Here is a 13,217-nt window from a genome sequence, read left to right as displayed (position 1 = left end):
CAAATTCCCCCTCGAGATCCGGTCGGTTCGTCATCGCCGCGCCACTCCAGTATCGCGCCGCGATAACCCTCCTGTTCCCAACCGGAAACGGGACGTGTGTCGAATCTGCAAGCCTCGGAATTATTCTGCGTCGGAAGGTGATTTGAGGCCGCCGAACGATTGACGCCACCATTTCGCCCTGTTTTGGCGGCCCGTCAACTCACCACACATTACAGCCCGTTACACACGCACCTTGACATAGGTGCCCGGCGCATCTCCCAAGGTTTTCATACGCTTGCCGGGTTTGCGGGCGGGTACGCGAATGTCGTCCTGGGCCTCGATCCAGTGCTGCCAGTGCGTCCACCATGAACCAGGATGCTCGTGCGCCGCGGCAAGCCACGCGCTGAAATCGCCCACCGGCTTGCCGCCGGTCCAGTACTGATATTTCCTGGCGGCAGGCGGGTTGACGACGCCCGCGATGTGACCGGAACCCGCCATTACATACTCGACGTCGCCGCCGAAAAACTGCGACCCCAGGAACACCGAAAGCGCCGGCGCGATGTGGTCTTCCTTCGTGGCCAGGTTGTAGACGGGGATGGTGATGTCGGCCAGAGAGACCGTGCGACCGGCAAGCTCCATTGTGCCGCGCGAGAGATTGTTCTCGAGATAGCAATTGCGCAGGTAGAATGAGTGATTGGCCGCCGCCATGCGCGTGGAATCGGAATTCCAGTAGAGCAGGTCGAAGGGCAGGGGCTCCTTGCCGCGCATGTAGTTGTTGACGACATAGGGCCAGATCAGGTCGCCCGAGCGCAGCATGTTGAAGGCGGTGGCCATCTTGGTGCCGTCGAGATAGCCCTTTTCGTTCATCGAGCGCTCGACCGCGGCGACCTGGTCCTCGTCGACGAACACCTTGAGGTCGCCGGCATAGGTGAAGTCCACCTGGGTGGCGAAGAAAGTGGCCGATCTGATGCGGTGGTCGCCTTCCTGCGCCAACAGCGCAAGCGCGGCAGCCAGGAGCGTGCCGCCGACGCAGTAACCGATGGCGTTGACTTCCTTTTCGCCGGTCGCCTTCTCCACCATGTCGAGGCCGAATTGCAGGCCTTCGCGGATATAGGCCTCCCAGCCCTTGGCGCCGTGACGCTCGTCGGGATTGATCCAGGAGATGACGAAGACGGTGTGGCCCTGCTCGATCGCCCAGCGGATGAAGGACTTTTGCGGGTTGAGGTCGAGAATATAGAATTTGTTGATCCATGGCGGGCAGATCAGCAGCGGCCGTCTCAGCACCGTCTCGGTTACCGGGTCGTATTGGATAATCTCTGCGACATCGCTGCGGCCGATGACCTTGCCGGGCGTGGTGGCGATGTTCTTGCCGATCTCGAAGGGCGTGTAGTCGGCCTGGCGCAGCTTCAGGTCGCCTCGGCCCGCGGCGATGTCCTCGGCCAGCATCTTCATGCCGCGCACCAGGTTCTCGCCGTTCGAGGCCATGGTTTCGCGGAACAGCTCGGGATTGGTCAGGATGAAGTTCGACGGAGCGATCGCGTTCGACACCTGCTTGACGTAGAAGCTCGCCTTGTGGCGGGTGTGCTCATCCAGGCCCTCTGCATGCTCGACAAGCTCGTTCGCCCAGCGCGAGGTGACCAGATAAGCCTGCTTGAGAAAATCGAAGAAGGCGTTGCGGCCCCATTCGGGGTCTTGGAAGCGCTTGTCGCCGCGCTCGGGCTGAACCGCGTCCTGTGGCGCTTCGGCGTTGGGATTGACCTTCTGGATGGCGTTCGCCCAGACGGTCATGTAGCCGGCAAACAGCCGCGTCTGCGCTTCGAGCGCGCGTTGCGGGTCGCCCAGCCAGTATTCCGAAAGCTTGGAGAAAGTCTTGACCATGTCGACGACGGGTTCGGCGACATGGTCGCGCACTTCGCCTTTCTCGCGCGGTTCGGCCCAGGCGGAAGCCGCCTTGCCAGCCTGCTCGACCATGCGCGCCATGTTCAGGGCAAAGCGCTCGGGATCCTTCACCAGATATTGCTCGATGGCCGAAGGTCCGCCATTTTCCGCTTTGTCCGAATCGTCAGGTTTGGACATGGTTCGCGGGGTTCCTCCCGGAGCGTTTTCTTGACATATTACCATGGGACATCTGACCGGGTCCAATTCGCTCTAACCCGGCTGCCAGGAAAACAATATGACGATTAATGTTGGCGGGACTTTTTTTCTCAAGCCGGGTTCGATTTGCCGCATGGCGCTGATAGCGGGGCTGGTCGGCATGCTGCTGCCCGCTGCCGGCTGCACGAGCACCAGCACGAACAATGCGCCGACGGCGCTGACCGAAGGTCCGAGGGACACCGGTTCCTATCCGAACCTCAACATTCCGCCGCAGGTGGCCGCCAAGCAGCTGACCAAGGAAGAGACCGCGGCGAACCTCGCCCAGCTCAAGGCCGAGGAGCAGATGCAGATTGCCAAGGGCAGCGGCGTCAAGGCGCCGGCGAATTCGGCCGCGCTCAATACTTTGGCCAAGACGCATGGCGCCGACACGCTGAAGCAGATCGAGGGCAAATGCGACCCCGCCCTCGACCCTAGCTGCAATTAGGTCTATATCGCGCGCCGAAACTCTGATGGTCTGGAACTGAAATGGAAGAATTTCACAAGGTCCGCCGGCTTCCGCCTTACGTGTTCGAGCAGGTCAACCGGCTGAAGGCCAGCGCCCGTTCGCGCGGCGCCGACATCATCGACCTTGGCATGGGCAATCCGGACCTGCCGACGCCGAAAGCCATCGTCGACAAATTGTGCGAAGTGGTGCGCGATCCGCGCACGCATCGCTACTCCGCTTCGCGCGGCATTCCGGGCCTGCGCCGCGCCCAGGCCAATTATTATCAGCGCCGCTTCGGCGTGAAGCTCAATCCCGATACGCAAGTGGTGGCGACGCTGGGCTCGAAGGAGGGCTTCGCCAACATGGCGCAGGCGATCACCGCGCCCGGCGACGTGATCCTGTGCCCCAATCCGACCTATCCGATCCACGCCTTCGGCTTCATCATGTCGGGCGGGGTGATCCGCTCGCTGCAGGTGGAGCCCGATGACGGCTTCATCCCGGCGGTCGAGCGCGGCATCCGCCACTCGATCCCGAAGCCGCTGGCGCTGATCCTCAATTATCCGTCGAACCCGACGGCGCTTGTCGCCTCGCTCGATTTCTACAAGGACGTGGTTGCCTTCGCGAAGAAGAACGACATCATCATCCTGTCGGATCTCGCCTATTCGGAAATCTATTTCGACGGCAATCCGCCGCCGTCGGTGCTGCAGGTGCCGGGCGCGATGGATGTGTGCGTCGAGTTCACCTCGATGTCGAAGACCTTTTCCATGCCCGGGTGGCGCATGGGCTTCGCGGTCGGCAACGAGCGGCTGATTTCGGCGCTGACGCGGGTGAAATCCTATCTCGACTATGGCGCGTTCACACCGATCCAGGTTGCGGCGGCGCATGCGCTGAACGGCGACGGCGCCGACATCGAGGAGGTGCGCGAGGTCTACCACAAGCGGCGCGACGTGATGGTCGACTCCTTCGGCCGCGCCGGTTGGACCATTCCCGCGCCGGCGGCCTCGATGTTCGCTTGGGCGCCGATCCCGGAGCCGTTCCGCCATCTCGGCTCGCTGGAATTCTCCAAGCTGCTCATCGAGCATGCGGATGTCGCGGTGGCGCCGGGCGTCGGCTTCGGCGAGCATGGCGACGACTATGTGCGCCTGGCGCTGGTCGAGAACGAGCACCGGATCCGCCAGGCCGCGCGCAACATCAAGAAGTTCCTCGCGGCCACCGCGAAGCAGCCCAACAATGTCGTGCCTTTAGCCGCTCATCGTTGAGTTGCCTGACATTTTTTGCACCTGACATTTTTTGCAAGTTGAGGGGCCTCGCCGGACATGGCTGAAGCATTGCGTGTTGGAATTGCCGGCCTTGGCACGGTGGGCGCCTCGGTGGCGCGCGTGCTGCGCGACAAGGCGGCCGAGCTTACCCGGCAGTGCGGTCGCGACATCGTCGTTACCGCCGTTTCGGCCCGCGATCCGAAACGCGACCGAGGTATCGATCTTGGCGTCGCCAAATGGTTCGATGATCCGGTCAAGCTGGCCGAAAAGGCCGATATCGACGTCTTCGTCGAGCTGATCGGCGGTGACGAGGGGCCGGCGCGGCTCTCGGTGAAAGCGGCGCTCGAGGCCGGGCGCCATGTCGTGACCGCCAACAAGGCGCTGCTTGCCAAGCATGGCGTGGCGCTTGCCGAGATCGCCGAGAAGAAGGGTGTGCTGCTCAACTACGAGGCGGCGGTGGCCGGCGGCATCCCGGTCATCAAGACGATGCGAGAGGCAATGGCGGGCAACGCGGTGACCCGCGTCTTCGGCATTCTCAACGGCACGTGCAACTACATCCTGACGCGCATGGAAGCCGAAGGCATCTCCTTCGACGTCTGCCTGAAGGACGCGCAGCGGCTGGGCTACGCCGAAGCCGATCCGACCTTCGACATCGAAGGCCATGACACGGCGCACAAATTGTCGATCCTGACCAGCCTTGCGTTTGGGACGAAGATCGCCGCCGGCGACATCTATATGGAAGGCATCGCCAACATCACCCAAGCCGACATCCGCGCGGCGGGCGATCTCGGCTACCGCATCAAGCTGCTCGGCGTCGCGCAGCGCACCGATAGCGGCATAGAGCAGCGTGTCCATCCGACCATGGTGCCGACGGCGTCGGTCATCGCGCAGGTGCATGGCGTCACAAACGCGGTGGCGATCGAGACCGATATTCTGGGCGAGCTCTTGCTCTCGGGTCCTGGCGCGGGCGGCAATGCCACCGCCTCGGCGGTCGTCGGCGACATCGCCGACATCGCCAAGAGCCGACCGGGCTTCCAGCATGGCCCGGTCTTCGGCTGGCCGGCGAAGGAATTGAAGCCTTACAAGAAAGCGCAGATGCGCAGCCATGCCGGCGGCTATTTCATCCGGTTGACCGTGCATGACCGCACGGGCGTCTTCGCGGCCATCGCCAAACGCATGGCCGACAACGACATCTCGCTGGAATCGATCGTCCAGCAGGCGGCCGGCGCGGAAACGCAGGCGCAGAAGACGGTCATCCTCGTTACCCACGAGACGATGGAAGCGGCGGTGCGCAAGGCCGTCGAAGGCATCACCAAGGACGGTCATCTGACCGACAAGCCGCAGGTGATCCGCATCGAGCGGGCGGAATAAACCAAGTCCGGTTTCGTCTTCAATCGATTGATTTTGCTGTCATTTCAAAAATTGACGGGGCAAGTCTTGCCGTTGTCATGGAGCTTTGTCAGAAGAAGCCCACCTCTGGCGGGAGGTTGAGTTTCACGAGGAATTTCTCTCCATGAACATAGCCCAGGACATCACCGCCGGTCTCGACCGGATCCTTACGATGGAAGTCGTGCGCGTCACTGAACGGGCCGCCGTCGCGGCGGCAAGGCTGCGCGGGCGCGGCGATGAGAAGGCTGCCGATCAGGTGGCGGTCGACGCCATGCGCCAAGAGCTCAACCGGCTGGCCATCAAAGGCACGGTGGTGATCGGCGAAGGCGAGCGCGACGAGGCGCCGATGCTCTATATCGGCGAGGAGGTCGGCACCGGCAAGGGTCCGGCCGTCGACATCGCGCTCGATCCGCTCGAGGGCACGACGATCTGCGCCAAGAACCTGCCCAACGCGCTTGCCGTAATCGCGATTGCGGAAAAGGGCAGCCTGCTGTTCGCACCCGATGTCTATATGGACAAGATCGCCATCGGCCCCGGCTATCCCGAAGGTCTGATCGACATCGACGCCTCGCCGGCCGAAAACCTCGCCAATCTGGCCAAAGCCAAGGGCGTGGGCGTCTCCGATATCACCGCCTGCATCCTCGACCGGCCGCGTCACGCCAAGCTGATCGACGCCGTGCGCGCCACGGGTGCGGCGATCCGGCTGATCGGCGACGGCGATGTCGCGGGCGTCATCCACACCACCGATCCGGACGAGACCGGCATCGACATCTATCTCGGCACCGGCGGCGCGCCGGAGGGCGTGCTGGCGGCGGCCGCACTTCGCTGCACCGGCGGGCAGATGCAGGGCCGGCTGATCCTCGACACGCCGGAGAAGGTGGCGCGCGCGCACCAAATGGGCATTTCCGACCCGAAGCGGATCTATCGCGCCCAGGACATGGCGCGGGGCGACGTGCTGTTCGCGGCGACCGGCGTCACCGACGGCAATTTGCTCGACGGGGTGAAGTTCGGCCGCACCTTCATCACCACGCACACCATCGTGCTGCGCTCGTCCTCGCGCACCGTGCGCGAGATCAAGGCGCGTCACCAGGATCTGGATAAGTTCTGATTTGCCTTCGTCCGGGCGCTTTGCCGCAATTCGAGGAAAAACGTTCCACACCTTTCCCCGCATTGCCCGCTTCCCCGCAATTGCTCCGGCCGTCGCATGTTGATATCTGCGCAATGATGATGTGCAGACGGCGCGTCGCATGACGGGCGAGAAACGGTTCTTCCTCGATGTCAGGCAGTCGGCGACCGGTGTTTCGTGGGAACACCGGCTGACCGAGCGCCAGGACATGGCCGCCTTGGCCATGGCGCAGGGCCATGGCGTGCCCGACATCGTGGCGCGAGTGCTTGCCGGGCGCGGCGTCAGCGTGGAGCAGACCGCGCGCTTCCTCGATCCAACCATTCGCGAGCTTCTGCCGAATCCAGCATCGCTGACCGATATGGAGAAAGCGGCGGCGAGGCTGGCCGATGCGATCGTCGCCCACGAAAAAGTGGCGATCTTCGGCGATTACGATGTCGACGGCGCGGCCTCGTCGGCGCTCATCAAACGCTTTCTCACGCATTTTTCGGTGCCGTCCGAAATCTACATCCCGGACCGCATCTTCGAAGGCTACGGGCCCAATCCGGAAGCGATGCGGGACTTGATCTCGCGCGGCGCGAAGCTGATCGTCACCGTCGACTGCGGCACTAACAGCGCGACCTCGATCGACGCGGCCAGGCAAGCCGGCGCCGATGTCGTGGTGCTCGATCATCACCAGGTCGGCGGCCCGTTGCCGGCGGCGGACGCCGTGGTCAATCCCAATCGCGAGGACGACCTGTCGGGGCAGGGACATCTGTGCGCCGCCGGCGTCGTCTTCCTGTGCCTGGTACAGACGGCCAGAGTGCTGCGCGAGAGGCTGCCGAATGCCGCACCGGTCGACCTGCTTTCGATGCTCGATCTGGTGGCGCTGGCGACGGTCTGTGACGTGGTCCCGCTCACCGGCGTCAACCGCGCCTTCGTCGTCAAGGGGCTGCAGGTGTTGCGCCAGCAGAAGAATGAGGGGCTGGCGGCGCTGGCGCGGGTCTCGCGCATCGGCGAGCCGATCAACACCTTCCATCTGTCATTCCTGATCGGCCCGCGCATCAATGCCGGCGGCCGCATCGGCGATGCCGCGCTCGGCAGCCGGCTTCTGGCCACCGACGATCCCGTCGAGGCGGCAGGCATTGCCGAGACGCTGGACCGGCTGAACCAGGAACGCCAGCAGATGGAACAGGAGATGCTGGCGCAGGCGCGCGCCGAGGCCGATGCGGAGCTTGCGGGCGGCAACGGTCCGGCAGTCATCGTCACCGCCAGCAACAGCTGGCATCCGGGCATCGTCGGGCTGATCGCCTCGCGGCTCAAGGATCATGCGCGCCGGCCGGCCTTCGCCATCGCCTTCAACTCGACCGGCATCGGCACGGGCTCCGGCCGCTCGGTGACCGGCTTCGATCTCGGCCGGCTGGTGCGCGAGGCTGCCGAGGCCGGGCTGGTCGTCAAGGGCGGTGGCCACGCGATGGCTGCAGGCATCACCGTCGAGCGCTCCAAGCTCGGCGAACTGCGCGCCTTTTTTGAGGAGCGCGCCGCAGCCGACGTGTTTCGCCTGCAGAACGAGGAGAGCCTGGCGATCGACGGCGCCTTGGCCGCCGAGGGCGCCACGATCGCGCTGCTCGACGCGCTGGAGAAAGCCGGGCCGTTCGGGGCCGGGCACATCGCGCCGGTGTTCGTGCTGCCGCGCCATCGGCTGACCGACGCGCGCGCGATCGGCACCAACCACATTCGGGTGGACCTGCAGTCGCAAAGCGGCGGCAACATTCAAGCCATAGCGTTCCGTGCGGTCGACACCGCGCTCGGCGAATTCCTGTTTAAAAACAGGGGCAGGACCGTGCATATCGCCGGTTCGTTGTCGGGCAATTACTGGAACGGAAACCGCATGGTGCAGTTCCGCATCAGCGATGCGGCACTCGCTTAACGACGCAGTAGTACCTTGACACAGACGTTTTGACCGGTTGGTTAGTGTGCGTTGGCAGATCCCATGCCTTGGCGATTGGCCGAGACGCCTATCGCGGTCGTCATCCACGGGCGGAGCAAGGAGCGAAGCGACGCGCGCAGACCCGAGGATCCATGCCGTGGCCTCGAAGCGCCGCGGCGATCCAGAATTCTGCACCGTTGCACACCTCGGTCCAGGTAACGGCATGGATTCCAGGGTCTGCGCGCGTCGCTTCGCTCCTTGCTCCGCCCTGGAATGACGAGGTTCAGGAGCCTTCAGCTCATGGCCAGCGTTTGCGCTGACTATGGCAACGGACATTGATAGACTTGCCCGACAAGCCCGGAATCTTTCCAAATCACTGTGTAGAGGAAGTAGCGGAATTCACACGAGGACGGACTGCAGCCGGGTCAGTTCGTTGATCTGGGACTTCGTCGCCTGATAGCCGAGGCTGATCGCCTCGTCGGCGCGATGGAATTCCGTCAGGCCGATATGGCTGAGTTTGGGCTGCAGCGACATGTCCGGCGGATCGCCGGCAAGCCTGGCGCGCGAAATCCGGTCCTGAATGATGTTGAAAGCCTCGACCATGACGCCGGTGATGCCAAGGCGGGTATGATGGGCCTGATGCTCGGGCTGGCCGAGTCTCGGCGCGTCATTCTCCACGACCAGTTCGCCGGCGCTGTGCTTTATCACGGCGGCGCGGCCGAACAGGTCGTAGTGCAGGTTGACGGCGACCACGAGCGGCTGCTCATAGGCGCGGCAGACCGACACAGGCACCGGATTGACCAGCGCGCCGTCGACCAGAATGCGGCCGTTGCAGTTCACCGGCTCGAAAACGCCGGGCAGCGCGTAGGAGGCGCGCATGGCGGTGATCAGCGAGCCATTCGACAGCCAGATCTCATGGCCGGTGCGAATTTCCGAAGTGACGGCGACAAAGGGCTTCGACAAGTTCTCGAAGCGGACGCCGGCCAGATGCTCGCGCAGCCGCGCGTCGAGCTTCATGCCGCCGAACAGGCCGCTGCCGCGCAGATTGAGATCAAGAAGGCCGAAGATGCGCCGCTTGGTCAGGCTTCGGGCAAACTCCTCCAGCTCGTCCAGCTTGCCGGCAAGGTAGCAGCCGCCGACCAGCGCGCCGATCGAGGTGCCGGCAATCATCGATACTTCGATGCCGGCCTCGTCGAGCGCGCGCAGCACACCGATATGGGCCCAGCCCCTGGCGCAACCGCCGCCGAGCGCCAGCGAAATGCCGATTTTCTTCTGAGAGGTCGGGTCAGACGCGCCGCCGGACGATGCCGGGCCATTGGCCTCCCGAACGTCAGGTCTGCTGCGCAATGACGCCCATTCGAGCATCATGATCTCCCTTGTCCCATATCCCTTCTACCAAAAGGATATTTGAGAATAGTGAATCTGAATGGTTTGTGAATATCGAATGGTTCACACCGGCTTCCGATACGTCTGGTTCGCATCGAACAGCGGCTTGCTGCCATCGCCGACAAGCACCGCCTTGCCGTCGCTGAGCCCCACCGTCCGATAAAAACAAGAACGCCGTCCGGTGTGGCAGGTTGCGTCGTGGCCCAACACTTTGACGCGCAACCATATCGCGTCTTGGTCACAATCCGTGCGCATCTCGACGACCTGCTGGAAATTCCCCGAGGTCTCGCCCTTCTTCCACAGCGCTTTGCGCGAGCGCGACCAGTAATGAGCAATGCCGGTCTCAAGCGTCAGCGCCAGCGCCTCGGCGTTCATATGTGCGACCATCAAGAGCATGCCGTCGCCGGCATCGGTGACGACGACCGTGACGAGGCCGGCCGCATCGAAGCGCGGAGAAAGGACGGAGCCTTCCTCCAAGGCTTTCTTGTCGGATGGGGCTTTGGGGAATTGCAGTGCCGACATCGCCGGTCGCTCTTTCTTTCTAGAGGCCGGCGACGGCCGGCGATCAGCCGCCGGCGCGCACCATGGTGACGAAGCGGACCTGCTCCTCGGGCGTGTCCTTGAAGACGCCGGTGAAGGTCGAGGTCAGCGTGGTCGAGTCCTGCTTGCGGATACCGCGCATGGCCATGCACATATGCTCGGCCTCGAGCATAACGGCGACGCCGCGCGGGTTGAGCACGTCCTGGATGACGCCTGCGATCTGCGCGGTCATGGCCTCCTGCGTCTGCAGGCGGTGCGCGAAGATGTCGACGACGCGCGCGATCTTCGACAGGCCGACGACCTTGCCGTCAGGCAGATAGCCGACATGCGCCTTGCCGATGATCGGCACCATGTGATGCTCGCAATGCGAATGGAATTTTATGTTCCTGACGATGACGAGATCGTCATAGCCGGCGACTTCCTCGAAGGTGCGGCCAAGCTCGTCGGCCGGGCACATGTCATAGCCGTTGAACATTTCGCGGAAGGCTTTGGTGACGCGCTTGGGCGTGTCGATCAGGCCTTCGCGGTCCGGATTGTCGCCGGTCCAGCGCAAAAGCGTGCGCACGGCGGCTTCGACCTCGGCTTCGCTCGGCCGGTCGGTGACGGGCTTTTCCAAATATTCGGACGGGGGCATGATTTTCTTGATGACGGCATCCATAAAGGCGTCTCCCGTAGTCCCACTCAAAGGTGGAACGAGTTGAACGGACCACGACCTTTTGGGTGAAAATCGCCCATTTCCATCCCGCAAGCGGCGTGAACAGATGAGCAGGGACAACGGCTTTTTCGTCGCCTTGTCGATGCCCGACTGCGACCATTATATATGGTTCGAGCGGCGCGAAAGGAAGACGCGAGAGCGGCAAAGCCTGTTCGCTTGGCGCCGACGGATTGGAAAAATATGATCGACGACGTCTACAATGCGAAAATTCTCGGTTTCGCCGGGAATATAGGGCGGATCGGCCGGCTCGACGATGCCGACGCGACGGCCAGGGCGCATTCCAAATTGTGCGGCTCGACCGTCACCGTCGACCTCAAGATGGACGGCGACGTGGTGACCGATTTCGCCCATGACGTGAAGGCCTGCGCGCTCGGCCAAGCCTCGTCCTCGATCATGGCCCAGCATGTGGTCGGCGCCAGCGCCGACGAATTGCGCGCCGTGCGCGAAACCATGCTGAAGATGCTCAAGGAGAACGGCGCGCCGCCGGAAGGCCGTTTCGCCGATCTCAAATATCTGGAGCCGGTGCGCGACTACAAGGCGCGCCATGCCTCGACCATGCTGACCTTCGACGCGGTGGTCGACGCGATCGGCCAGATCGAGAAGAAGCGCGCCGAACAGGCGGCTTGAGCGCAGCGGTCAGGCCGCTCCCCTGTTCACGGCGAACTCGCCTCGTATCCAGTCCGCAAATGCCTTGGCGGGTTCCGGCAGATTCCGCAAGCTCCTGGCCACCAGCCAGTAGGCGCCGGAAGCCACATTGATATCGAACGGCTTGATCAAAGTGCCTGACGCAAGTTCGTCGCCGATCTGCAAGAGATCGCCGAGCGCCACGCCATGTCCGAGCAGCGCGGCCTGTTTCGACAGCGAGATGTCGGCCAGCATCGGGCCACGCGCGGGCACTGCGTCGGCGGGCACGCCGGCGGCCTGGAACCAGCGCGCCCAACCCTGGCGGTTTTCCTCATGCAGCAGCGTGTAATGGCGAAGGTCGATCGGCCTTTCCAGCGGAGGGCCGGAGGCGAGCAGCGCCGGCGACAGGACCGGTGAATCGACAGTCGAGGCCAGGCGCTCGGCCTCGGCACGCGGCCATGACGTGGCGTGGGCGCTGAAACGCAAGGCGAGCTCGGGCTGATCGCTGCGGAACTCGATCAGGCGCGGATCGACCTCCAACGACACATCGATATCGGGCCGCAATTGGCGAAAGCGATTGAGCCGCGGCACCAGCCATATGGCGGCAAGCGACGGTTCGACGCTGACGCGGACAATCGCCTGCGCGGGCGAGGCTGTGAGCTCCGAAAGCACGCGATCGATGTCGTCGAAGCTTCTGACCAATCGGTCGAGTAGCAGATGTCCCGCATCCGTCAGCTCGACGCGGCGATGGAGGCGCAGAAACAGCGGTCTGCCCAAAAAGGTCTCGAGCTCGCGTATCTGCCGGCTGATCGCGGCCTGCGAGACATAAAGCTCCTCGGCCGCCAGGCTGAAACTACGGTGCCGGCCGGCAGATTCGAAGCTCCTGAGCGCCGTCAGCGGCAGCCGGCCACGCTTCATATCGCATAACCTCAGGTTATCCGAAGCCGAAATTATACTCGTTTGAGAAGGAAGGCCAGCGGCAGTCTAATCGGTGCTCAAAGGAGCACTGCCATGAACCAGTTCCTGGCCATTCTGAGCGACGTCATGCTGATCGCGACGTTTCAGTGGCGCGACAAGAGCCGGCACCCCGGCTGGTGCGAGAAAAGGCCCGGCAGTTCCATGCGCCAGTGGCCGACCGGCATCCCGTCCGTCGCGCCAGGCCGTGAGGGGAAAGGGCGTTGCGTTCGAGGTCGGAAGGACACATCTATCGCGTAGCAAAACAACCGTGGAGATGTGGGTGGGCGACCATCCCGGACATACGCATGGCGGCCGGCCAATCCAGCGCGGGCGCAACTGGCCGGGGCCTTGGCGCAAGACGCCCGGGCGCATCCTGGGGACCTCGCTCGTGCGCCTCTACCAGCTGACGCTGTCCGGCTTTGTCGGCAACAGCTGCCGGCATCTGCCGACCTGCTCCGAATATGCGCATGAGGCGATTGCCCGCCATGGCCTGTGGGCGGGCGGCTGGATGGGACTGTTCCGGGTGCTGCGCTGCGGGCCGTTTGGGACGCATGGCATCGACCGCGTGCCGGAGGTGCTTGCCCAGCGCTATGTCTGGTTCATGCCCTGGCGCTATTGGCGGATCGGCAAAAGGCACAGCGAGCCCGAAATCTGATCGCTTCGCCGTCCCGCGCGATGCGGATTTTAACGATCCGGTAGGGTTAACGCGAAGCTGCACGAACACTGCGAATTTGAGACAAAATCGAGACAAGTCGCCT

Annotated in this window: 13 protein-coding genes; 8 read left to right on the top strand and 5 right to left on the bottom strand. The window is 63.5% G+C overall.

From position 1 onward, the window contains the following. Positions 1-219 precede the first annotated feature (219 nt). The gene (gene phaC, locus LB552_RS02455) at positions 220-2,055 is read right to left on the bottom strand and encodes a class I poly(R)-hydroxyalkanoic acid synthase (protein WP_224525320.1); all 1,836 of its coding nucleotides are present in this window, start codon (positions 2,053-2,055) and stop codon (positions 220-222) included. A 97-nt stretch (positions 2,056-2,152) separates the two neighbouring features. Here phaC and LB552_RS02450 point away from each other — a divergent pair, with 97 nt between their 5' ends. The 5 genes from LB552_RS02450 (at position 2,153) to recJ (ending at position 8,237) form a co-directional block, all read left to right on the top strand. Then, positions 2,153-2,557, top strand: coding sequence for a hypothetical protein (locus tag LB552_RS02450; protein ID WP_224601665.1), 405 nt, complete (start codon positions 2,153-2,155; stop codon positions 2,555-2,557). A gap of 41 nt (positions 2,558-2,598) precedes the next feature. Beyond that, complete coding sequence (locus LB552_RS02445) at positions 2,599-3,816, top strand: LL-diaminopimelate aminotransferase (RefSeq protein ID WP_224601663.1); 1,218 nt, start codon at positions 2,599-2,601, stop codon at positions 3,814-3,816. A 57-nt stretch (positions 3,817-3,873) separates the two neighbouring features. Continuing rightward, a complete protein-coding gene (locus tag LB552_RS02440) occupies positions 3,874-5,187 on the top strand; it encodes a homoserine dehydrogenase (protein WP_224601661.1) in 1,314 nt (437 codons plus the stop codon). Positions 5,188-5,329: 142 nt separating this feature from the next. Then, positions 5,330-6,313, top strand: a complete 984-nt coding sequence (gene glpX / locus LB552_RS02435; protein ID WP_224543698.1) for a class II fructose-bisphosphatase — start codon at positions 5,330-5,332, stop codon at positions 6,311-6,313. 139 nt (positions 6,314-6,452) lie between these two features. After that, positions 6,453-8,237, top strand: a complete 1,785-nt coding sequence (gene recJ, locus LB552_RS02430; RefSeq protein WP_224601660.1) for a single-stranded-DNA-specific exonuclease RecJ — start codon at positions 6,453-6,455, stop codon at positions 8,235-8,237. A 399-nt stretch (positions 8,238-8,636) separates the two neighbouring features. Here the strand turns inward: recJ and LB552_RS02425 are convergent, their stop codons facing one another. The 3 genes from LB552_RS02425 to folE form a co-directional block, all read right to left on the bottom strand. Further along, positions 8,637-9,602 (bottom strand): patatin family protein, encoded by a 966-nt coding sequence (locus LB552_RS02425; protein ID WP_140840548.1) that lies wholly within the window; start codon positions 9,600-9,602, stop codon positions 8,637-8,639. A gap of 84 nt (positions 9,603-9,686) precedes the next feature. Beyond that, complete coding sequence (gene hisI / locus LB552_RS02420) at positions 9,687-10,145, bottom strand: phosphoribosyl-AMP cyclohydrolase (RefSeq protein WP_224601658.1); 459 nt, start codon at positions 10,143-10,145, stop codon at positions 9,687-9,689. A 43-nt stretch (positions 10,146-10,188) separates the two neighbouring features. Continuing rightward, complete coding sequence (gene folE, locus LB552_RS02415) at positions 10,189-10,821, bottom strand: GTP cyclohydrolase I FolE (protein ID WP_095765060.1); 633 nt, start codon at positions 10,819-10,821, stop codon at positions 10,189-10,191. Positions 10,822-11,058: 237 nt separating this feature from the next. On the opposite strand from folE, the gene LB552_RS02410 reads away from it, so the two are divergent. Further along, the gene (locus LB552_RS02410) at positions 11,059-11,505 is read left to right on the top strand and encodes an iron-sulfur cluster assembly scaffold protein (protein ID WP_140627330.1); all 447 of its coding nucleotides are present in this window, start codon (positions 11,059-11,061) and stop codon (positions 11,503-11,505) included. 9 nt (positions 11,506-11,514) lie between these two features. Here the strand turns inward: LB552_RS02410 and LB552_RS02405 are convergent, their stop codons facing one another. Then, positions 11,515-12,420: a LysR substrate-binding domain-containing protein gene (locus LB552_RS02405; protein WP_224601656.1), complete on the bottom strand. Its 906-nt coding sequence runs from the start codon at positions 12,418-12,420 to the stop codon at positions 11,515-11,517. Positions 12,421-12,513: 93 nt separating this feature from the next. On the opposite strand from LB552_RS02405, the gene LB552_RS02400 reads away from it, so the two are divergent. Further along, entirely contained in the window at positions 12,514-12,717 is a 204-nt protein-coding gene (locus LB552_RS02400; protein ID WP_224601653.1) for a hypothetical protein, read from the top strand. 16 nt (positions 12,718-12,733) lie between these two features. Next, on the top strand, positions 12,734-13,114 hold the full coding sequence (gene yidD / locus LB552_RS02395) for a membrane protein insertion efficiency factor YidD (RefSeq protein ID WP_411965500.1): 381 nt from the start codon (positions 12,734-12,736) through the stop codon (positions 13,112-13,114). Positions 13,115-13,217 lie beyond the last annotated feature (103 nt).

Source organism: Mesorhizobium sp. CA7 (assembly GCF_020165015.1).
Classification (GTDB): Bacteria; Pseudomonadota; Alphaproteobacteria; order Rhizobiales; family Rhizobiaceae; genus Mesorhizobium.
Note: the sequence above shows the minus strand (reverse complement) of the source record. Positions and strands in the feature narration are given on the sequence as shown.

Excerpts from the sequence above, each read along its gene's own strand:
- glpX (WP_224543698.1), top strand. The coding sequence starts at position 5,330 with ATGAACATAGCCCAGGACATCACCGCCGGTCTCGACCGGATCCTTACG.
- LB552_RS02410 (WP_140627330.1), top strand. The coding sequence starts at position 11,059 with ATGATCGACGACGTCTACAATGCGAAAATTCTCGGTTTCGCCGGGAAT.
- folE (WP_095765060.1), bottom strand. The coding sequence starts at position 10,821 with ATGGATGCCGTCATCAAGAAAATCATGCCCCCGTCCGAATATTTGGAA.
- LB552_RS02400 (WP_224601653.1), top strand. The coding sequence starts at position 12,514 with ATGAACCAGTTCCTGGCCATTCTGAGCGACGTCATGCTGATCGCGACG.
- LB552_RS02450 (WP_224601665.1), top strand. The coding sequence starts at position 2,153 with ATGACGATTAATGTTGGCGGGACTTTTTTTCTCAAGCCGGGTTCGATT.
- recJ (WP_224601660.1), top strand. The coding sequence starts at position 6,453 with ATGACGGGCGAGAAACGGTTCTTCCTCGATGTCAGGCAGTCGGCGACC.
- phaC (WP_224525320.1), bottom strand. The coding sequence starts at position 2,055 with ATGTCCAAACCTGACGATTCGGACAAAGCGGAAAATGGCGGACCTTCG.
- LB552_RS02445 (WP_224601663.1), top strand. The coding sequence starts at position 2,599 with ATGGAAGAATTTCACAAGGTCCGCCGGCTTCCGCCTTACGTGTTCGAG.
- LB552_RS02425 (WP_140840548.1), bottom strand. The coding sequence starts at position 9,602 with ATGCTCGAATGGGCGTCATTGCGCAGCAGACCTGACGTTCGGGAGGCC.
- LB552_RS02405 (WP_224601656.1), bottom strand. The coding sequence starts at position 12,420 with ATGAAGCGTGGCCGGCTGCCGCTGACGGCGCTCAGGAGCTTCGAATCT.
- LB552_RS02440 (WP_224601661.1), top strand. The coding sequence starts at position 3,874 with ATGGCTGAAGCATTGCGTGTTGGAATTGCCGGCCTTGGCACGGTGGGC.
- hisI (WP_224601658.1), bottom strand. The coding sequence starts at position 10,145 with ATGTCGGCACTGCAATTCCCCAAAGCCCCATCCGACAAGAAAGCCTTG.
- yidD (WP_411965500.1), top strand. The coding sequence starts at position 12,734 with ATGTGGGTGGGCGACCATCCCGGACATACGCATGGCGGCCGGCCAATC.